Annotated in this window: 17 protein-coding genes; 1 reads left to right on the top strand and 16 read right to left on the bottom strand. The window is 38.8% G+C overall.

Annotated features, from left to right (window positions below):
- Window positions 1-10: 10 nt before the first annotated feature.
- The 12 genes from ACW0TQ_RS10650 to ACW0TQ_RS10595 form a co-directional block, all read right to left on the bottom strand.
- Window positions 11-1,030 (bottom strand): response regulator, encoded by a 1,020-nt coding sequence (locus tag ACW0TQ_RS10650; protein ID WP_455725639.1) that lies wholly within the window; start codon window positions 1,028-1,030, stop codon window positions 11-13.
- Between the two features lie 1,101 nt (window positions 1,031-2,131).
- On the bottom strand, window positions 2,132-4,276 hold the full coding sequence (locus ACW0TQ_RS10645; RefSeq protein WP_455725638.1) for an ATP-dependent Clp protease ATP-binding subunit: 2,145 nt from the start codon (window positions 4,274-4,276) through the stop codon (window positions 2,132-2,134).
- 399 nt (window positions 4,277-4,675) lie between these two features.
- The gene (gene pdaA / locus ACW0TQ_RS10640) at window positions 4,676-5,458 is read right to left on the bottom strand and encodes a delta-lactam-biosynthetic de-N-acetylase (protein WP_341172850.1); all 783 of its coding nucleotides are present in this window, start codon (window positions 5,456-5,458) and stop codon (window positions 4,676-4,678) included.
- 60 nt (window positions 5,459-5,518) lie between these two features.
- Window positions 5,519-6,826 carry a Na+/H+ antiporter family protein gene (locus ACW0TQ_RS10635; RefSeq protein WP_042536167.1) on the bottom strand — a complete coding sequence of 436 codons (1,308 nt, stop codon included), beginning with the start codon at window positions 6,824-6,826 and terminating at the stop codon, window positions 5,519-5,521.
- A gap of 128 nt (window positions 6,827-6,954) precedes the next feature.
- The gene (locus tag ACW0TQ_RS10630; protein ID WP_379542156.1) at window positions 6,955-7,749 is read right to left on the bottom strand and encodes a YfkD family protein; all 795 of its coding nucleotides are present in this window, start codon (window positions 7,747-7,749) and stop codon (window positions 6,955-6,957) included.
- A gap of 171 nt (window positions 7,750-7,920) precedes the next feature.
- Window positions 7,921-8,607 carry an amino acid ABC transporter permease gene (locus ACW0TQ_RS10625; protein WP_042533407.1) on the bottom strand — a complete coding sequence of 229 codons (687 nt, stop codon included), beginning with the start codon at window positions 8,605-8,607 and terminating at the stop codon, window positions 7,921-7,923.
- Between the two features lie 9 nt (window positions 8,608-8,616).
- Complete coding sequence (locus ACW0TQ_RS10620; RefSeq protein WP_042533405.1) at window positions 8,617-9,465, bottom strand: transporter substrate-binding domain-containing protein; 849 nt, start codon at window positions 9,463-9,465, stop codon at window positions 8,617-8,619.
- Window positions 9,466-10,045: 580 nt separating this feature from the next.
- Complete coding sequence (locus ACW0TQ_RS10615) at window positions 10,046-10,861, bottom strand: YihY/virulence factor BrkB family protein (RefSeq protein WP_042533403.1); 816 nt, start codon at window positions 10,859-10,861, stop codon at window positions 10,046-10,048.
- 202 nt (window positions 10,862-11,063) lie between these two features.
- On the bottom strand, window positions 11,064-11,360 hold the full coding sequence (locus tag ACW0TQ_RS10610; RefSeq protein ID WP_042533401.1) for a hypothetical protein: 297 nt from the start codon (window positions 11,358-11,360) through the stop codon (window positions 11,064-11,066).
- Window positions 11,361-11,373: 13 nt separating this feature from the next.
- Window positions 11,374-11,841, bottom strand: a complete 468-nt coding sequence (locus tag ACW0TQ_RS10605; protein WP_306432744.1) for a low molecular weight protein-tyrosine-phosphatase — start codon at window positions 11,839-11,841, stop codon at window positions 11,374-11,376.
- A 191-nt stretch (window positions 11,842-12,032) separates the two neighbouring features.
- Window positions 12,033-13,028: a glutaminase gene (locus ACW0TQ_RS10600; protein WP_042533397.1), complete on the bottom strand. Its 996-nt coding sequence runs from the start codon at window positions 13,026-13,028 to the stop codon at window positions 12,033-12,035.
- Between the two features lie 497 nt (window positions 13,029-13,525).
- Entirely contained in the window at window positions 13,526-14,230 is a 705-nt protein-coding gene (locus tag ACW0TQ_RS10595; protein ID WP_455725637.1) for a CAP domain-containing protein, read from the bottom strand.
- Window positions 14,231-15,046: 816 nt separating this feature from the next.
- Here ACW0TQ_RS10595 and mreBH point away from each other — a divergent pair.
- Window positions 15,047-16,054 (top strand): rod-share determining protein MreBH, encoded by a 1,008-nt coding sequence (gene mreBH / locus ACW0TQ_RS10590; RefSeq protein WP_042533393.1) that lies wholly within the window; start codon window positions 15,047-15,049, stop codon window positions 16,052-16,054.
- A gap of 353 nt (window positions 16,055-16,407) precedes the next feature.
- Here mreBH and ACW0TQ_RS10585 read toward each other — a convergent pair whose 3' ends face one another.
- The 4 genes from ACW0TQ_RS10585 to ACW0TQ_RS10570 form a co-directional block, all read right to left on the bottom strand.
- Window positions 16,408-17,580, bottom strand: a complete 1,173-nt coding sequence (locus ACW0TQ_RS10585; RefSeq protein ID WP_042533391.1) for a saccharopine dehydrogenase family protein — start codon at window positions 17,578-17,580, stop codon at window positions 16,408-16,410.
- 52 nt (window positions 17,581-17,632) lie between these two features.
- Window positions 17,633-19,132 (bottom strand): aldehyde dehydrogenase family protein, encoded by a 1,500-nt coding sequence (locus tag ACW0TQ_RS10580; RefSeq protein WP_042533389.1) that lies wholly within the window; start codon window positions 19,130-19,132, stop codon window positions 17,633-17,635.
- Window positions 19,133-19,525: 393 nt separating this feature from the next.
- Complete coding sequence (locus ACW0TQ_RS10575) at window positions 19,526-20,422, bottom strand: quinate/shikimate dehydrogenase (RefSeq protein ID WP_455725636.1); 897 nt, start codon at window positions 20,420-20,422, stop codon at window positions 19,526-19,528.
- A 31-nt stretch (window positions 20,423-20,453) separates the two neighbouring features.
- The gene (locus tag ACW0TQ_RS10570; RefSeq protein WP_256706036.1) at window positions 20,454-21,650 is read right to left on the bottom strand and encodes an MFS transporter; all 1,197 of its coding nucleotides are present in this window, start codon (window positions 21,648-21,650) and stop codon (window positions 20,454-20,456) included.
- Window positions 21,651-21,687: the final 37 nt, after the last annotated feature.

Here is a 21,687-nt window from a genome sequence, read left to right as displayed (position 1 = left end):
TTTTCTAATGCTATAGTTTTTCATTTACTAATATTCGAGCTTCTTCGTCAAAGCTTACCAGTGCACTTATTTGAGAAATCTTACGAGATGAAGGAGACTTATTTTGAAGAGTATCCTTTATCAGATTATCTACGATCTGCAGCCAAATGTTCCTTATCTCCTTTCTTTCTTCCAAAATCCAATCCGATTCTATCCCTTGCAGATAATCCCCTTGATATGTTTCTAATAATTTCATATGTGCTTTAACTGATATATCATTCTCCTGCAAGGCTCTCCATGCTGCTTGTTTCCAGCCAATAGATTGAATATCCACTTCTTCTCCTAAAGTTATTTCATAAGATTCCTCCTGACTGACTATCTTAATCGGGAATCCCATTTGCTGAATTACCTTTCTTATTTGATACACGGTGGAATACAATTGTGAATTGGCCTTTTCCCAGGAGAGGTGCGCCCACATGAAATCTATCAATTCTTCCTTTCGAATGGTATTTCTATGGTTTTGAAGAAAATAAAAAAATAGCTCCTTTGCTTTCGACGTTCTCCACTTTACTTCTATCGGGCTCTCTTCCTTATAAAATCGAACTGCACCCAGGTTTTTGATATGATACGCTGCCTTTAGCGGGGTTTTATGTAATATTTCATCCTTCTCTTTGATGCGTTCAATGGTCAATTGCAGCCTTTCTAACTGTACCGGCTTCAAAATATAATCTAACGCATTCAGTTCAAATGCTCTGACTGCATACTCATTATAGGCTGTGACAAAAGCAATATTTAGAACGGGCTTGATATTTAACAGCTGTTCAGCTAAATCGATTCCTTGTATATCAGGCATATGAATATCCATCAATACGGCATCTACATCCTCCGTTTGAACATGATTTATTAACTCTGTCGCATTGTTAAATTTACCGGTAACCTGTACTCCTGCTATTTTATTTAAGAGAAAATCCAAATACTGCAACGCCAATGGTTCATCATCAATGATACAAATCTTCACGCTTTCATCTCCATCCGTTTTTATCGTATACATAATATTAGAAAAACTTCCATTGCGGTTAAAGCGAGTTTGAAAACATCTTTTTGCTTTTTATACAGATGCTATCTGGTGATAAACGATTCTATTGCTTTGATTTTCAAAAACTGGTCCTTATTCTTTTTATACCATATATTGCACAAAAAAACCTTACTTTCTTACACATTTTAATTCTTTTATACAGCGGGATCGTCAGCTTTAAAGCAGGAGGTTAATTTTTCTCGAAATATTATACACTCAACTTTCGCATCTTAAAAAGTTAACTTCCTTTCCGTAGAAATAGGAGTTGATTTTTTCTTTGGCAACTCCCTTAATAAAGTAATAAGAGGTGTAGTGTAAAATACCGCTGCGGCGGACCGTTTTGCTTTCCTAGGGGCACGCTCTTCAGCTAACTTTTGCCAAGAAGATCGCTTGGCAAAAGTGGATCTTCAGATGGTGCTGATCCCTCAGGAGTCAAAACGGTCCGCCTCCGCCAGTAAGGTGTTCTATACGTGAAATAGCTGAACAAACAAAAGATTGTTCAGACAGTTCAGATGGAAGAGATTTTTTATGGTGCATGGTAAAATGTTCAGCAATGATTACTTTTTGTGCATGAAAGCTATTCTTGATGTTAATTATTCATGCTGTCATCATTCGAACTGCTAAACCAACCATTTGAAATAACGTAATGATCGTGTCATCAAGTGATAGAGATACTATTTCATCCAAATCAACAGGATGTTATTTCTTATATTCGCTGTAGAATCCTAACTAAGCGGAGGCCAACCACGGAGACTCCTATGGGAACAGGGCGAGCTGAAGATTCACTTGAAAAGCGGTCTTCTTTTCAAGTTAGCTGAAGCCGTGCCTATGGAAAGCGGAGTGGTTGGTCGGAGCGGAGCTATGCACAATCAACAATTCCAAAATGGCCGGATATGTAGCCAAAAGCAAGCATGCTACTGGAGAACATGTTCACCCTGAAATAGCAAGATATATATGTATTCTTAGGTGGGAAAGTGAGTTATACATAAAAAAAGACCAGCTAACGCAATCAATGAGTCAGCTGATCTATTTTATGCTTTATTTTATTTGATATGCCTAATACCATTTCACCTTATATTAAGATGCATTGGAAACAACAATTTCTTCGTCTTCAACATCCACATGAATGTCTGTTATATCTTCTCCTTCAAGAATCAAATCTGTTAATTGATCCTCTACTTTATCCTGGATAACACGACGTAATGGACGTGCGCCAAAGCGTGCATCATATCCTAATTGAACAAGACGTTCTTTTGCTGCATCAGAGATAGTGATGGTAATTTTATTTTCCTTCATGGTTGCTTCTAAATCATGCAGCATAAGGTCTACAATTTGCAGTAAATCTTTTTCTTTTAATTCATTGAAGTTTACAATCGCATCGAAACGGTTCAAGAATTCAGGTTTGAAATAGGTGCTTAAGTTTTCCATTGTCGCAACAGATTCATGTGTTTTCGCATTAAACCCGACACTTACTTTTTTCTCACCAGTTCCAGCATTACTTGTCATAATGATAACCGTATCCTTAAAGCTTACTCTTCTGCCGTGAGAATCGGTTAAATGACCGTCCTCCATGATTTGCAGGAACGTATTTTGCACATCTGGATGTGCTTTTTCAATTTCGTCCAGCAACAGAATAGAATATGGGTTTCTGCGGATGCGTTCGGTCAGCTGTCCAGCTTCTTCATGACCGACATATCCTGGCGGTGAACCGATAATTTTAGACACCGCGTGTTTTTCCATATACTCACTCATATCCAGACGAACCAGCGCATCTCTCGTACCAAACATTTGCTCAGCCAGTACCTTCGTCAACTCTGTCTTACCAACACCGGTAGGACCGACAAATAGGAAGGAACCGATTGGACGCTCTTTTGCTTTTAATCCGGCACGGCTGCGGCGGATGGATTTCGCAACTTTCTCTACTGCTTCTTCCTGTCCGATAACTTTGGAACGAAGATCGTCAGCTAAGTTTTTCATTTTTTCTTTTTCATCTTTTTGCATTTTCGTTACAGGTATACCTGTTTTTTCTTCTACAATTAATTGAATATCAGAAACGTCTACATCCAGTGTTTTCTCGCCGTCTTCAACTTTTTCCAATTGTTTTTGTAATTGGATTTCTTGATAACGGAGATTTGCAGCACGCTCATATTCTTCTTTTTCGGCTGCTTCCTGTTTTTGTTTCACTACTTCATCTAAGCGCTCTTGCAAGGAATCAGAATCTTTCTGAGCGTTAGCAAGATTTAATCTGGAACCGACCTCATCCATTAAGTCAATTGCTTTATCCGGCAGGAAGCGGTCTTGGATATACCGGTTGGATAAACCGACAAATGCTTCAACGACTTCATCAGAATAGCGGACTTCATGGAATTTTTCATAACGGTCCTTGATACCTTTTAATATTTTCACTGCATCCTCTAAGGATGGTTCTTTTACGATAATCGGCTGCAGACGTCTTTCCAGCGCCGCATCCTTTTCAATCTGGCGATATTCTTTCAATGTTGTTGCGCCAATTACTTGCAGGTCACCGCGTGCAAGAGCTGGCTTCAAGATATTGCCTGCATCCATTTGTGAGCTTTCTGCAGTACCTGCTCCAACAAGCAAATGGATTTCATCGATAAATACAATCACGTCGTTACGCTCTTGCAGCTCAGCAATCAATTTATTCATCCGCTCTTCAAATTGACCGCGGATACCAGTGTTTGCGACTAAAGAAGCGACATCCAGCAAGTAGATTTCCTTGTTCATTAATTTAGCAGGAACATTTCCTTCTACAATATTTACAGCCAGTCCCTCTGCTATCGCTGTTTTACCAACACCTGGTTCACCGATTAATACCGGATTGTTTTTATTTCTTCTATTTAATGTTTCGATAACTCGTTTAATTTCTTTATCTCTGCCAATGACAGGATCAATCTTTCCTGCTCGTGCTTGATCAGTAATATTTTTTGCTAACTGATCAATCAAGCCATTTCCATTGTTTGATTTTTGTTGTGTTCTCGTGCGTGCGTTTGCACCACTTTGCTGATTTCCTTGGAAAAAGTTGTTGGCAAATGATTGATCCATATTGCCAAATGGAGAATTAGAGAAAAAGTCGCTGTTCATCATATTTCCTTGTATTTCTTGTAAACATTCATGGCAAAGATGCACTTCCATACGCTGTCCATTCATTTGCATTTGTGCATTAATCGTTGCCTCATTTTGTCCACAGTTTTGACATTTCATTTCTCATTCCTCCTTATAACTTAGTCAGATAGCCTATTTATTCGTTGTTTTGACTTTGACTATCTTTGACTATATTTACATTATACTCTGACCTTCTTTGACTTTCAAGTGTTTTAGTCAAATTTTTTTACTTTTTTTTGACCTTTATCTTTTATGCTAGTTTACATATAGGCTAACCCCTTAGCCCGCAAGAGATTTAACAGCTTATATATTCGTCTGATTTTTGGCCAAAGAGGTCAACACACACAAATTTCTTATAAAAAGAAGACTTTTTCTTTTCCATAAGGATGATTTGTTTTTGAAGTATATCAAAAAAACTGTCCTTTTAGAAGCGTAACGGTTTATCAGAATTGTTTCTTCTGACTTTCATCCGTTTCTTCTATATAAGGACAGTTCAACTTAATAAGGAAACTGTTTTGGCAATTGCTTGCTTAGCCATAAATCGTCTAAACTTTTAAATTGGTACCCTTCTTTCTTTAAATCCTGAATGACTTTTTCCAAAGCGGTTGCATTATCACTGGAAACTGCGTGAAGTAAGATAATGGCTCCTGGATGTATCTGCTTCATAATTTCATCGTAAGCATAATCTGCACCTTTTTGTGAGTTGGTTTCCCAATCTTTAAAGGCTAATGACCAAAATACATGGACAAGCCCTAGCTCTGTTGACCATTTTAATGTATCTGTACTAAAGGTTCCCCGGGGCGGCCTGACATAAATTAATTCATCCTGATCACTGACCTCTGCAACGGCCTGCTCTAAATCCTGCAGTTCTTTGTTAATGGCTTCCTTATCCATCACGGTAAAGTCCGGATGGTGATAGGAATGGTTGCCAATAATATGTCCTTCATCGACCATCCTTTTGACCAGTTCAGGCTCACTCTCTACATAATGCCCTGTCACAAAAAAAGCGGCAGGAACCTCTTCCTGCTTTAATACATCTAATATTTCCGGCGTAAACCCTTGCTCATAGCCATTATCAAATGTCAGATAAAGGTTTTTATCACCGGAATCGTCCACATAAAAAGCATTGTATTTATCCAATACCTCCTGATAAGAGCCAATTTGAGGCGGTGTATGATTGGAGTTCTTTTGATATCCCCATCCGTATGCGCAGCCGGTATTCATTGGAAATACGCATAAGAAAAAGGCAAGTGAAAGCAGCAAAGTGATTGTTCTTTTCATTTCAAGTTCACCTACTTTTTTCTCTTACCTTTTCCTTTATAACTTCATTTTATTCACTTTTTAAAGAACCATTGCAGCAATCCATCCGAAAATAAATAAGGGAATATTATAATGGATGAAGGTTGGCACGCATGTATCCCAAATATGGTCATGTTTTCCGTCCGCATTGAGTCCGGAAGTTGGTCCAAGCGTACTGTCTGAAGCTGGCGAACCGGCATCTCCCAATGCTCCGGCTGTACCGACTAAAGCTGCTGTTGCTAAAGGCGAAAAGCCAGTTGCCAAACAGATAGGAACAAATAGAGCAGCAACAATCGGGATTGTTCCGAATGATGTCCCGATACCAATCGTAATAACCAGACCCAGCAGTAACAGAACAAATGCAATTAACGGCTTATTATTTCCTAATGCAGAAACAGATACCTCCACTAATTCCGATACAGCTCCTGTTTCCTGTAAAACATTTGCAAAACCGGCAGCTGCAAAAATGATAAAAGAAATCATCCCCATCATGGAGATTCCTCCTGCCATCACAGAATCCAGTTTTTTAAATGGCAATGCTACCAGAACGAACATAGCAATAATCCCAGTCAATGCTCCCAGAATCAAATCTTGCGTTATAATTTGAACGATAAGTGCCGATATAATAGCAATAATCGTCATTACATGCTGTTTGCCGAAAGTGATTTCTTCGACCAGATCTTCTGTTTTTATTTTTTCTTCCTTCATTGAATCTTTAGATGCTTTATCTTTTCTATAAGTAAATAGAATACCGATTAAAAGTCCAACAATCATTCCAGAACCGGGAATAAGCATAGATAAGGTTACTTCATATAAAGTAATTTCTCCCCCATTGGAGTTTAGGCCATCCAAAATCAATCTTTGGAAAAGTAAACCAAAACCGGCCGGAATCATCACATAAGGTGCTTTCAAACCAAATGTCAGAGCCAATGCTACAGCCCGGCGATCCATCCGCATTTGATCAAATACTTTTAACAGGGGAGGAATCAATATAGGAATAAAAGCGATATGAACCGGCACCGCATTTTGTGATAAACACGCAACACCAGCTAATGCAAAGAGCATCATTGTTTTCTTCCCTGTTAATACACGAATAATAAAATTCACTAAAATTTTTGTAATCCCTGTATAACTGATAGCCACTGCAAAAGCTCCTAACAATATATAGCTTAATGCTGTATTTGCAGAGTTCCCCATACCAGCTACCAGCAATTCAACAGAATCTGCAAATCCTAACCCGGACATTAACCCGGCAGCAATTGTTGAAATTAAAATAGATAAAATAACATTAACCTTTAATAAACATAAAACAGTCATTAATAGGACTGCTGAAAGAACAACCCATTCCATTTTTCTTCCCCCAATAATCATCACATTTCTCTTTAATACTTTACCATAATAAAGCAATAAAGATTAAATTGCAATATATTTTTGCTGAGTATGTAAAAAGGACTGTCTTTTCGACAATCCCTTGACGTTTATTTCACTTTAAAGGAGAAAGATAAATAATCCTGTACAGGGATCCAAGCTCCTATTCCTTGCTTAGTTACATTCTTAATTTGAATGGTTTTATTGGATCCTTTTAATTCAATATATACTTCCCCGAATGTCACCTGCCCTTTCTCATTAACGGCCGGCGCATAAGCATCCAGTATTCCATGCTTTTCCATTGGGATATTATACGAATTAGTTAATTTTGTATTATGACCGATAACGGCCTGATACGAAAGAGGAAGCTTTGTATTTTCGCTGGCTTTTAACAGCATCATCGTTTTTATTTGTTCCGGATTACTTATTTTACTGGTCAGGGCGCCATTTATTTCTTTTTCTTCCTGCTGATAATAGCTCATCTCCTGGGCTTTCTCACCGCCGACATTATTCATTTCATTTTTATTGATATGCTGGTATTCCCAATTAATATTTGATTCCGCAGATTGATAATTGATTGGCCACCTTCCCAGATAAACCATACCGCGATATCCAATTGCTATAGGAGATGGTTTGATACTGCTTTCATTCAAAATCTTAATCAGCTCCGGATTTTCGATTGGAATGCCGACGTCTTCGATCAACTCTTTCGTTAACTTGCTTGGTTCAATAATCTCCTGGTCTTCTGTTGAATTCGGAAATGTGTTTTCTTTTGAGATATCCAATACATGGCTGGGTATATTCAATCCTTCTTTTATTTCTTCAGCAAAGCTGCTGATCGGCATCAAAAGCCAGGTTAAACATAAAAGAAGTGTAAAAAAATAAGCACGATTGCATTTTTTCATTCCCGTACCTTCCTTTCTTTTTGTTTTATTTTTTCTGAAAGGAGGGAAACTATACACGAGAAGCCTTGAGACTTTTTGGAAATTATAAAGCAAGCGGAGCAATGTAAAAAAAGAGACACCGGAATGCTCTTTTTTACCTTTTGTTAGATTCTGTTATTTCATGCAATACACTTATTTTACAAATACACTATATTTTTTCTCTAAACGATCCTGCAGCATGCCGATTAAAATACATACCGGCCAATAAATAAGCGCCACCAGCACGTACATGGTCATTGCATCAAATTCTCTTCCAGCGACAATTTGCGCTTTTTGAAATAACTCAGGCACTGTAATCACTGCTGTCAAAGACGTCGCCTTCACAATATCCATAAAAACGTTTGTTAAAGGCGGAATGGCAATTCGTGTAGCCTGGGGCAGTATAATCTTACGCAGTGTCAGCCAATAAGACATATTCAACGCCCGTGAAGACTCCCATTGTCCTTTTTCCACACTATTTAATGCCGATCTGTCGATTTCTGCAATATATGCGGCACTATTCAGACCTAATCCAATAATTGCCGCATGGACAGCGACAAGCTGAATTCCAGCAGAGGGTAAACCCAGATAGAGGATATATAAAAAAACAATAATTGGTGTTCCCCGCATAAAGGATATATATAGTCTGGCCGGCCATCTCAGGAAAATATTTTTAGAGCCTCTTGCCAAAGCTAACAACAGCCCCAAAACAAGTCCAATCAGCATACTGCCGATGGAAATCAGTAATGTTATCGGCAGCCCGCCAAGAACAAATGGCAGGCTCTCCCAAGCTAATTGAACATCAAAAAAACCGCCAAAATCAATATTGGTTATATTCATTTTAAACCTCTAAAAATCCAGACCTTCTACAATTTCGACTTCTACATCCGGTTCTTGTGAAGCATCTTCTTCGTAAAATTCTTTGGCCAGTTCACTTAATGTTCCGTCTTCACGCATATCATTTAAAGCACCATTCATTTCCTCCTGAAGCGTTGTAGATTCTTTTGGCATCATAAGAGCCTGCTCCGTCGGATTAAATTTTAAGGTTGGGTGCAAGTGCAAATCAAAATCAGGAAATGCTGCTACCCCAAATTTAGTTAAATAATAATCGTTTAATACTAAATCCGTTCTGGCTGTACTGATATCACTTAGATAAGCTTCATTCGGAGCATTGCCATAGGTTACCACTTCTGCTCCATAATGTTCTGCAATTTGGCTGTAGATAGTCGAGGCTGCCCCGCCGGCTTTTTTACCCTCTAAGTCTTCCAATGTTTCTATTCCTGAATTATCCGATTCTCTGACTGCTGCGACAATGTACGAATATTTATATGGATCCGTAAATCCAAATTTTTCTTGATTGGTTTCTGTGATCGTAGCATCATTTGCTCCTACATCAATTCTGCCGCTATTGATTGCGGTTGCTAAATCATCCGCTCCCATGATTTCAAATGATACCTCTAAATCTAAGCGCTCCCCAATTTCTCTCATAATCTCTACGGTATAGCCTGTCAACTCATCATTTTCATCGTAGTAGGATGCACCAATCAATGTTCCAGAAGTCCCTGCTACAATTTCCCCTTTTTCCTGTATGCTCTCCCAATGTTCATCTGTTCCCTCTTCCTGGTCTGCAGACCCGCAAGCAGCCAGCAACAATGTCGCTAGAAAAATAAAGCTAAAAACAAATATGTTCTTTCTCATTCGAAACCCTCCCTGTATTATACTTTTTGCATAAAATAAGTATAACAAAGAAAGATTTGTATGAAAACACTTTAGTATCCTGTTTAGGCTTTTCAATTTATTATATTAGTACAGAAATAAATCGAAGGCACATGCTTTTTAATTTCATTCTTTTAAAAACCAAGAATACCGCTTGGTCTTTAAAACATCGGTGTTCTTGCCAGGGAGATGTCCGCTGCGGGAAGTCGCTTTCCGCGGGGCATAAGTGCGACTTTGCTTCTGTCTGCGCCTGTCGGCTTGCCAATCAGCAAGTCTTCTTTTCACCCGCAGGGCATAAGTGCGACTTTGCTTCTGTCTGCGCCTGTCGGCTTGCCAATCAGCAAGTCTTCTTTAAAGGAGATGAGCTCGGGGCCCATGGAATGCGTAGTGTTTTTCTGGGGTTGCGATTACTCACCCAACCATAACCCGTCGCAGCGGTCGCATTAACCTGACAACATTGAAGATTACTCACCCCATGAAACCCGTTAGAGCCCTATATTCAGCATTTTTATGCTTTCCTATCCTAAAAAAAGAAACGGCAAGCTGACTCACCGTTTCTTTATTAATCTCTTTTCCAATTTAGAAGGGCTGCATTAAAAATACCGCCAATAATAATAATGATTCCAAATAAATAAAACCAAATCAATAAAATAATGATAGTACCTAAGCTGCCATAGGTAGCAGAAAAATTCCCCAGGTTATGTACATAAAAGGAAAATCCCCAGGAAACCAGCTGCCACGCAAGCGTTGCAAATGCAGTGCCCCAGACAACCTGTGAAAATTTGAGACTCCGGTTAGGTGCCAGCTTATACAAAAAGAGCAGTACAATAAAGAAGATAAAAGAAGACACAACCCAGCGCAAGGTTCCCCATGCTGCTAAAAAAGATTCTGTAAAACCAATCCATGAAAAGAGATACGTGCCAATCATTTTTCCGAAAACCGGAAGCAGTAAGGCTAAAATAATAATTAAAACCATCCCTATAGTAAGTACCATCGCCACAAGCCGTGAAACGATAAATGACCGGTCTGTTTTTATCCCGTAAGCGTAATTAAATGCTCTTGTAATTGCATTGACCCCGTTGGATGCTGCCCATAATGTTCCAATAATACTGATGGAAAGCAGTCCGCTGTTTTGAACAGTTAATGATTGCAGATTTGTTGTAATCAGCCCCATCACCTGTTCCGGTGCAAAATCACCAATTGTTTCTAAAATTAAATCCATATCAATTGGCAAATACGGAATCAAATTAAGTAAGAAGATTAAAAAAGGGAATAAAGACAAAATAAAGAAGTAAGCAAGCTGAGCTGCTAGTCCAAACACATCCACTTCCCCATAATGCCTCCAAAAATATTTACCCACACTCTGCAGATTTCGAATATTTTTCTACCTCCCCTTCCCACTTTGAAGACGGCTTGTTCAAAAAAGGAGAAGGCCGATGCTACCAAAGATAAACATTCCTTTTTTTAACTTTCACTTTAAGGGGATGTCCAAAAATCCCAATACAAATGCCACGGCAAATTTCTGCGTTGCTGGAATTTTTGAACACGCACTTTAATCCTTCAAATTTGAACATCCTATACTATTCTATTTCTTTATTTGAAAATTTATTCGTTACTTTATCTAATGTTTGTTCTACTTGCTCTAAAGCATTCATTGCATTGGCTGACCCGCTTTCAAAAGCTTCGTTCACCTTGTCCACTGTACTTTGCAGACCTTGAATTGCTTCAGAAGGATTGCTGATATAATAAGATGAAGCAGATTTTACCTCTTTTACTTTTCCGCAGGCATAACTGCGTGCTTCTTTATCCAATAACGCTACTGCACCTCCTGCTACCGCTCCTGCTACAACACCTAAAATAATTTTACGTTTTCCCATTAGTATCTCTCCTTTAATCTAAATGATGCTTTTCTTTTAAAAATTGAAGCAGCCCATGGCAGCCCTCTGAAACTAATCGATATGTCTGATCGAAATCCCCGGTATAATATGGATCAGGGATATCCTCTTCTTCTATGTCTTCCACAAATTCCATTAATTTCACGATAGCTGCCTTTTCCTGATTGTTGGATTCTGTAAGTGAATTATAATTATTCTGATCCATCGCAACCATATAATCAAATCGCTCATAATCATCTGCTGTCAGCAATCTTGATTCCATTCCATCACAGGAAATCCCCTGCTGCTCAAGTATCTCCCTTGTCCCGGAATGCGGTGATTCCCCAAGGTGCCAGTCGCCGGTTCCGCAAGAATCAACCTGAATCTTCTTTTCCAGCTGCTCTCTCTCCACAAAATCTCGAAATATCGCTTCCGCCATCGGGGAACGGCAGATATTCCCTAAACATACAAATAATACACGCACCAATACCTACACACCTCATTACTTATTTCTCTACTGCTTTTAAAAAAGCTCTTCCCATTCTATACCCCAAATATTAAAAAAAGGCTGGGATATTCTACATTAACTCCATTATAAGCAACTTAGTCTGATAAGCAAAGACTAAATTGCAGAAAGTTGTTATTCTGTTTCCATTTTTGTCGAAAAATATTTAGTTAAAACAAACTCAAATCCCAGCTGTTCGCAATATGACGGAGTAATTTAATTCCTGCAACACTATTTCCCTGCTTGTCCAAAGCTGGTCCAAATACACCAATACCACAGCCGCTTAAAAATGGCAACTCATTTTCACGCACTCTTGGAGGGACAACTGCCAGAATCCCGCCTGAAACACCACTCTTTGCAGGAATACCGACATAAGAAGCAAATTTCCCTGAAGCATCATACATCCCGCATGTCAACATTAAAGATTTGGCAATACGTACGATATTCCTGGGAATAATTATTTCTTCTGTTTCAGGGTGAATGCCATCATTCGAAAGAACCAGGCCTATACGGGCTAAATCATCTGTCGTAACATTAATCGAGCATTGCTTAAAATATGTTTCTAAGGTTACTCCTAAATCCGATTCTAAATACCCTTCTTCTAATAAGTAATAACCAATGGCTCGATTTCGCATGGAAGTATCACGTTCCGATACATATACATCAATATCAATTTCCGGACGGCGGCCGATTATTTTTTCCATTAATTGAAATAATGGCTCCAGCTTTTCATCTGATGTGTTCCCGCTTAATAATGATGAGGTAGTAATTGCTCCTGAATTGACCAGAGGATTAAATGGCCTCTGGTGTCCCTTAACTTCTAAGTGCATAATAGAGTTAAACGCTTCCCCTGTCGGTTCCACATCCACTCTTTGCAGGACATAAGCTATTCCTCTGTCCATACATGCCGTAATAAAGCTAAGAACTTTAGAAATACTTTGAATAGAAAACTCATGCTCCACATCACCAGAGCGGATTTCTGTTCCTTTCTTACCAATAATCGTAATGCCTAAAGAATTGGGATCTGCTTCTTCTAATTTTGGTATATAATCAGCAACTTTTCCAGTGTCTGTCTGTTTTTTAAAAAACTCTACCCAGCCATCTACATATTCTTGAATCCATTGCTCCGTTTTTTCTGTATTTAAATTCACATGTCCTTGTACCATTTTGACACCCCTTTACTATAAATTGAAACTATCTTCATTCTAAAACTTCTTATAAAAACTATACCCCGTAAATCATCATTTTAGCCGTCAATCTTTTCCATGATGCATTTATTTTCTTACCTGACAGAGAGTTTGGCCGGAACAATCAACCAAATGATAAAAAAGCACTCCTTTTTTCGGCAGCTAAAAACCACAAAAACTTCTGTCATTACAGCATTTTTGTGGTTTTCACTATTGTAGCATGAAGCATCTTATGTAAGAAAAACCAAGAATACCGCTTGGTCTTTAAAACATCGGTGTTCTTGCCGAAGAGATATCCGCTACGGGAAGCGAAGTGTATTTCTGGGGTTGCGATTACTCACCCCATGAAACCCGTTGGAGCGGATATATTCAGCATCTTATGTAAAAAACCTCCCGTATGAATGGCTCTTCAATAAAAAGCATTGTCATTCACGCGGAAGGTTTTTCATTTATCTTATTCTATTAAAAGAATCTGTTTATTTTCCAATAAACATTTGAGTCCAATAGTTGCCATCTTCTACATGACCAATTCCAATGTGAGTGAAATCACCATTCATGATGTTTTCACGGTGTCCTTGGCTGTTCATCCATGCATCTACAACTTCTTCTGGAGATTGCTGTCCTTGAGCAATATTTTCACCCGCAGTATTGTAATCAATACCGAAGCTTTGCATCATATCAAATGGAGAACCATAGTTCGGGCTATTATGATCGAAGTAGTTATTTTCTTGCATATCTTGTGATTTCGCGCGAGCGACTTCACTTAACTCAGTGTCTATTTCAAGCGGTGCAAGACCTTCTTTTTCTCTTTCTTGGTTAGTTAAGTCAACTACTTCTTGCTCAAATTGACTTACCTCTCCATCCGCTTGATTATTTTCTTGATTTTGCTGAGCTGCTTCCTGATTTCCAGCCTCTTCCTGATTTGCTTCTTCAGATGACTGATTTTCAGCTGGCGCCTCAGCTTCTGTATTTGGAGCTGCTTCTCCGTTTATCGTATTAAAGCAATCGAAATTGCTCGTATTTAATGTGTCCCAACCTTGCCCGTTCACAGTATAATCGTTCTGTGCGGAATTTTGAGGAAGGGCCCCTGAATTTGCAGATGCTTCTACATCTGAAACGAACGCTCCTCCAAATAATACGGTTGCTGACAATGCAGTAGCAATGCCTACTTTCTTAAACATGCACATACACTCCTTTTTTTGTTGTTTTGTTTTGTGCGAAATCATCATAACACAGGGTTTTCTGTAATATTTGAAATAATCAAGGCAAGGTTTACCAGAGCTCTTTTTCCCACTCTATTTTTTTGCTTCTAAACTTGTAAAACCTTATCAAATCTACTATTCTAAATGAAGTATAATTCTCCTGCTTTGGAAATTACTCAATTGACAGGAAATCATTTCTATAAAATGAATATTGACAAGTTTCTACAGCAGGTCTAATGTTACATCATAAGCACATTTGTAACAGAAATGTTACTTGATTTCATTTTGCTTATGTTTTATTTTAAAAACTAGTTCTTTCTATATAATAAAGGGAGTTCAATACCCCCAAAAAAGCAATCATTTGATAGAATAGTATTTTAAGAAAATGAAATAATTTTGTTATTATTTATCGATAACCAGCAGACCTATAGCAGCAGCCGATTTAAAATACACGCTGCGCTGGTTACGATATTTTGTCGTGATTTGTACATTATTACTATAAAGAATCAAAAAATGTAATCATTTAAATTTAGATATGTATATGTATGAAATGTATAAAAACGGATATGAAACAGACTTTATAAAGAAATGTTTTTTCATTCTTTTTGAGGTTTATTGAATATTCACTTACAGAGGAAATTTAGAAATCCAATAAAAATAAGGCGTTGGAAAAGGAACTTCTTGGTCTTATTTACTGGTCTTTTTGAACACGTACTTATATGGAAAAGTGCCGTAGCTTATCTTTTCTGTCTAGAATCAAAAATAAAAATGGAATTATAATGGAGGATTTTATATATGTTTTCAAGTGCTGAAATTGGTATTGATTTAGGAACTGCAAATATTCTGGTGTATTCAAAATCAAAGGGAGTTGTTTTAAACGAACCTTGTGTAGTAGCAATTGACGTGAATACAAAGCAAGTAATGGCTGTCGGAACAGAAGCAAAGGAAATGGTCGGTAAGACGCCGAAGAATATCATCCCGATCCGCCCTTTAAAGGATGGGGTAATTGCAGATTATGACGTTACTGCTCAATTACTGAAGGAATTACTTAAAAAGGTAAGCAAAACATTAGGGATGTCTATGCGTAAACCGAATGTCATTGTATGTACCCCATCAGGCAGCACAAGCGTAGAAAGAAGAGCGATTCATAATGCGGTATCAAGCTATGGCGCAAAACAAGTTCATTTAATTGAAGAGCCTGTTGCTGCAGCAATCGGTGCGGATTTACCGGTGGATGAGCCTTATGCAAATGTGATCGTGGATATCGGAGGCGGTACTTCAGAGGTTGGTATTATTTCCTTTGGAGGTATTGTATCCTGTAACTCTGTACGTACTGCAGGAGATAAAATGGATGAAGAAATTATTCAGCATATCCGGAAGCAATATAATATTTTAATCGGAGAGCGCACTGCCGAAAATATCAAAATGGAAATTGGGTATGCACATCCAAATCATAAAGAAGAAACAATGGAAATCCGCGGCCGTGATATGGTTACTGGACTTCCAAAAACAATCGAAGTTACTTCTACCGAAATTTATGCGTCCTTAAAAGAATCTTTAGAACAAATTTTAGAAACGATTCGTTCAACATTAGAAGAATGCCCGCCAGAATTGAGTGGTGACATCGTTGATAACGGGATTGTTCTTACAGGCGGCGGTTCTCAACTAAATGGAATGCAGGAGTGGCTTGCAGAAGAGCTTAGCGTTCCTGTTCATATTGCTCCAAATCCGTTAGAATCTGTTGCTATTGGAACTGGACGGGCGTTGAAAATGATTCACAAATTACAAAAAGCAGCAAAATAGAATTTATTTTTCTCTGAGGTGCACCCAGAAATAGAATAAATTGCGATATTTAATTCATTTTTGCTCTATCATAATCATATACGGGGACTTATAACCCCTGTATATGATTAAAATAGCTTTTCCTTTTAAAAATTAGAGTTTTAAAGGGCTTTTTAAAGCTGTCTAAAAGAATGTTAGAAAGAAACGAAGCAACGAGCTCACTTAGTTTCTCTCTCCATCTTTTATATTTAAAGTACAATCGTCTCTTTTGAGTAAAATCAACCAAAGGTTCTTCCTTTTTTTAAAATACCAATAGGGGAGTTCTTTTTCTCGTGCTCTTTAATGAAATCGTTTTCTGTATTAGTTTATCTTTGTCAAGAAACTGTGGAGTGTGTTTCCATCGATATTTTTTCTTTTATTATTACTCCCCTTTTCGCCATTTCGTTAATATAAGCTTTTCCCGGGATGATTTTTTCAGGCGGATACACTCCTTTTTTGGTGACAACCCCTCCTGCAATCATCTGTGCAGCAATAGATATGGTGTTTGCTGTCGCCCGTGCCATCGCCGTCACGCCTGTCTCCTGATCTTTATACGTTACCATTTCATAGGTGAATATTGTTTCTACACGCTTATTATAGCCTGTAATCACAGCACGTAATAAAACAGCATCCTCTTTATCCTTTAAATCAACAATGGGGTCAAGCACCTTCAGCAAAACCTTGCGGGGGCTGACTTTTACGCCATCGATAACCACCTCATAATTGTTTCTGGTTAAATTCAAATCGACCAGTAGCTTGAATTTTTCTGCATGCCCGGGATAACGTATTGTTTTATATTCTAATGTCTCTAAATAAGGAAAAGACTTTGTCAGTGTTGACGTTCCGCCTGAGGTGTGAAATGCCTCCAACTCTCCAAAATCAGCAAATTCTATCGGCTCTATTTCAGATAAGGATGGCACGGTGATTAATTTATGATTCCGGATAATCTCTGATGGATCGGTATAATGATCTAATACACCTTCCATAGAAAATACATGATTATATTTTAAAGGAGCTTCCGGCTGGACAGGAATCCCGCCTACAAATAATTGAATGGAAGCTGCTTTTTCTAATTTGCTGGCACCATAACCGGATAATATATTGATCATACCGGGGGCTACACCTAAATCAGGGATAATCGTTACACCGGCAGCCCTCGCCTCTCCTTCCAGCTCCAGCACTTTATCCGTAATATGGTCAATATGACCTCCCAGATCTACGACCGAGGTGCCCACTTTGATGCCTGTTTTCGCAACCGTCTCATTAAAGGTATAAAATAAAGCATTCACTACTACATCAAAACGGCTCATAAAATCAGCGAGCTCCGCTTCATTTTTTGCATTTACCTGATAGGCCGTCATCAGAGGCGATTGAAGCTGATAACAAATATCCTGAGCCCGCCCTAAATCGATATCTGCAAGACCAATTTCTTTGATGCCCTCACTATTTGCCAAATCTCTTGCAACCTCTTTTCCCATGAGGCCGGTTCCTAACACTCCTATTTTCATGCTAATTCCTCCTTTTCGCTTCCTGCTTTTCAAGGCAACCTATCATGATAGTCTATGCATCTGTATCAATTTGGGCACGCTGCAGCTTCCCGCTATAATCGACATAGACTGCCTTCCATTCTGTAAAAACATCAAGCGCCTGCACACCGGAATCACGATGGCCATTCCCCGTGCCCTTTGTTCCTCCAAAAGGTAAATGGATTTCCGCTCCTGTTGTTCCGGCATTGACGTAAACAATCCCCGTATCTAAATCACGCTGCGCTTGAAAAACTCGATTGACATCCTTTGTGAATATAGAACTGGATAAGCCATACTTCACCTTATTATTTGCAGCAATGGCTTCTTCAAAATTATTTACTTCAATGAGTGAAACAACCGGCCCAAAAATTTCTTCCTGTGCAATTCGCATATCTATCGAAACGTCAGTAAATAGCGTCGGTTCAAAGTAAAAGCCTTTCTCATAATTTTCTACAGTAAGCTGTTTGCCGCCAGCAGCTAATTTTGCTCCTTCTTCTTTCCCAATTTCTATATATTTTAAGATTTTATCTAAGCCGGTCTGATTAATGATTGGACCAATCTTATTATTGGAATCAAGTCCATCTCCTATCGTCAGGTTTTTCATCGCTTTTAATAAACGTTCTTCCAGTGTTTTTCGAACAGCCTTATGGACAATAACGCGGCTGCAGGCGGTACAGCGCTGGCCGCTTGTTCCAAAGGCGCTCCAGAGAATCCCTTCTACGGCTAAATCAATATCTGCATCTTCCATTACAATCACAGCATTCTTCCCGCCCATTTCAAGGGAAACCTTTTTCAATTGTTTCCCGCATTCCGTTGCTACCTTTCTGCCTGTTTCATTGGAGCCGGTGAATGAAATAACACGGATTGCATCATGCTCAATCATTGCCTGCCCGACGATAGCACCAGAACCATAGACAACTTGAAGAATTCCTTTTGGCAGTCCTGCTTCCTCAAAAATCCTTGCTAATTCATTTGCCATAAGCGGGGTTTCCGAGGAAGGCTTCCAGATAACTGCATTCCCGGAAACAATTGCTGGAAACGATTTCCATGTCGCAATTGCAATCGGGAAATTCCATGGCGTGATAATCCCGACCACCCCGACTGGGCATCTCTCGCTCATCGCAAATTTATCCTTTAATTCAGAAGGGGTAGTCTGCCCAAATAAACGCCTTCCCTCTCCTGCCATATAAAAAGCCATATCGATTCCTTCTTGAACCTCTCCCCGTGCTTCTTCAATGACTTTCCCGTTTTCCAATGTTAATAGCTGAGATAACCTTTCCTTCCGTTCCTTCATCATTGTTCCTGCTTTATACAATAGTTCTGCACGCTGCGGCGCAGGTACCAGTGCCCACTCCCTTTGTGCAATACGTGCTGATTCTGCTGCCTGTGTAATTGCTTCTGCACCGGAATTAGGAACTTCTGCAATTACTTCTCCATTTGCCGGATTATAGACCTTTTCCTTATTTGTTACCTCTGTCCATTCACCGTTAATAAAGTTTTTTAAATTTCTCTCTTCTTTTGTAAGCGTTATCATTTTGATTTCCTCCCTTTTAAAAAATGATTCAATCACATTTCTCAGGTAAGTTCATTCATCAAATTGATTTGAGATGATTATAAAATTCATATAGCTTGAAATACGCTGACCGTTTCCCGGACTCTTTGAAAGATTCAAAAAGATTAATTTGGTCTTGCGTTCTTCTTTCTCACAAAATAATTTACTCTTTCTAATTTTAGTATAATGGAACTGCCAATATGTTTACAACTAATTTCAAATAATTTTCAGAAATTGACATATATACTTACATTGACTTATGTTTGACGGATAATAGACAGTCTTCATCTTCATCGTTAAAAAAATTAGCTGGATAAAGTCCGGTTAAAACCAAACTGCATCCAGCCAATCAAACGCTTTTTTAGGTTGCTTCAATTAAAACATGATTTTTTTTATTTTTTCACGAGGCATTTCCTCACCAGTGAATTTTTCGAATGCAAGCGCCCCCTGCCAAAGCATCATGCCAAGGCCATTAATCGCTGTACTGCCACCTTCTGCTGCTTGCTGGAGCAGCTTTGAGCGCTGCGGGTTGTACACTACATCGGTAACAACAAGATCATCACGAAGCACGTCTAACGTATCGTCGATAATGCTCAGATCATCAAGCGGCTTCATACCAAGGCTTGTAGCATTAGCAAGAACGAGGCTTTCAGCAACTTCGCGGCGAAATGCTTCTTTATCCTCAAGCGGTAAAATATTTGCTTTTACTTGGTATTCTTGCATTTCTTCATTGATGTATTTCACGTTTTTTTCTGCATTGCTGAAAAATTTATCATCACGGGCGAAAACACTAATTTCCCGGATACCTGATTGAACAAGCTGCGTGGCAATTGGTGTAGCAACCCCGCCAGAACCAACTAATGTGACTTTTTGTCCTTTAAGTTCGACGCCGTGTTCAAGCAAATTAGACACATAACCAAGCCCGTCTGTGTTATATCCTTTTAGCTTGCCGTTTTCGTTCACAACAGTATTGACAGCACCAGCATGCTTCGCACCTTCATCAAGCTCGTCCAAGTATTGAATCACTTCCATTTTGTTTGGCATCGATATGTTAAACCCAATAGCTCCTATACCTTTCATACCTTCTACAGCCTTCTCTAATTCATCGTTGCCTACTTCAAATGCAAGGTATGCATAATTTAAATCTTTCAGCGTATAGCCTAAGTTGTGCATACGCGGAGATAAGCTGTGCCCAATCGGTGTAGCGAGAAGCCCAACCAATTTCGTGTAACCATCTATTTTTTCTAAGTTTTTTTCAAAATCTGCTGCCATCCTATCCATCTCCTCTATTTTATTCTTACCCTTAAGAAAAAATCTTTTTTCTTCGGGAAGCGATATAAAGTGCTAACAGAATACCCAGTACTGCAATCACCATATCAAACACAAGGGTCATGCTGATTCCAATATAACCAACAAGTGACCCGGTAATGATTGGAACCAAAATAAAAGCGGCACTTGATGCAATATTTACATAAGCTGTTGTTGTTCCTTTGTTTTTCCGGAAAAAATCAGTCATGATACTTAACGCCAGCTGGAAAAGTCCTGAGGTAAATAATCCTAATAAGAAGGTGCTGACCAGAACAACCGGGTAGGACTCAACAAAGAACAGTAAAAGCATTGCAATAAAAGCTATAATTGGATAAACGATTAAAACAGTAATCGGCTTAATAAATCGATCCAGAACTACAGCAAGCAATATTACTGAAACCAGAGCACCAACGCTGAAATAGCTGAGCAGCTGAACAGAATCATGTTCACTTAAGCCGATAAACTGTTCGCCAAGTTCAGGTAACCATGTTTGCCAAACAACAAATAATGCCGTTGAAGTAAAACCAATTAAGATAATAGCAAGGCCTTCTCGCATCATGGATGGCTTGGCTTTTAATGCTTTCTTATCCTGTTCTTTATCTGATTCCTCATCTTCTGAAGCATCGCCATTTTCTACGTCTGGGAAAGGCATAAAGAACAAGTAAACGCCGCTAATGACATAAAGAATACCGAGGATAAAGAATGACCATCCCCAAAATATGCCATTTGCTGCTAAAAAGGAAATCAAGAATGGTAAAACGGTTGCTCCAATAGAGACAAAAGCTTTAACTAAAACAGTTGCTGTGCTCGATTTTTTCGGAAATGATTCAATCAGCGCCGGGTATGTCCCTGAATCCAATAACGAGTTAGCAATCCCAGCAGTAATCGCGAATGCAAATGCTAAATAATAGCTTGATGTCAGCGGCATACCGAGCAAAAACAGTAAATACAAAAAACTCGCCGCAATAATAATTGGCTTACGGCCGATTTTGTCAGAAAGCCTGCCCACAAAAAATAAAGCCGCTAATTTCCCAATACCGATAGCTGAAACGAGAAAACTGACCTGAGAGGGAGTCACATCATACAGTCGAGATAAATTACCCATATTAGAAGCAATAATAATATTGATCATGCCGAGCATGAAAAAGTTTAAATAGAGGCCAATTGAGGTCTTTATATAAGGATTGTTCAACTTCTGTCCTCTCCTTTTGTTGTTACTAATTGATATA

Source organism: Oceanobacillus sp. M60 (assembly GCF_053839645.1).
The sequence above is the reverse complement of the archived record's forward strand: the minus strand, read 5'-3'. Positions and strand labels throughout refer to the sequence as shown.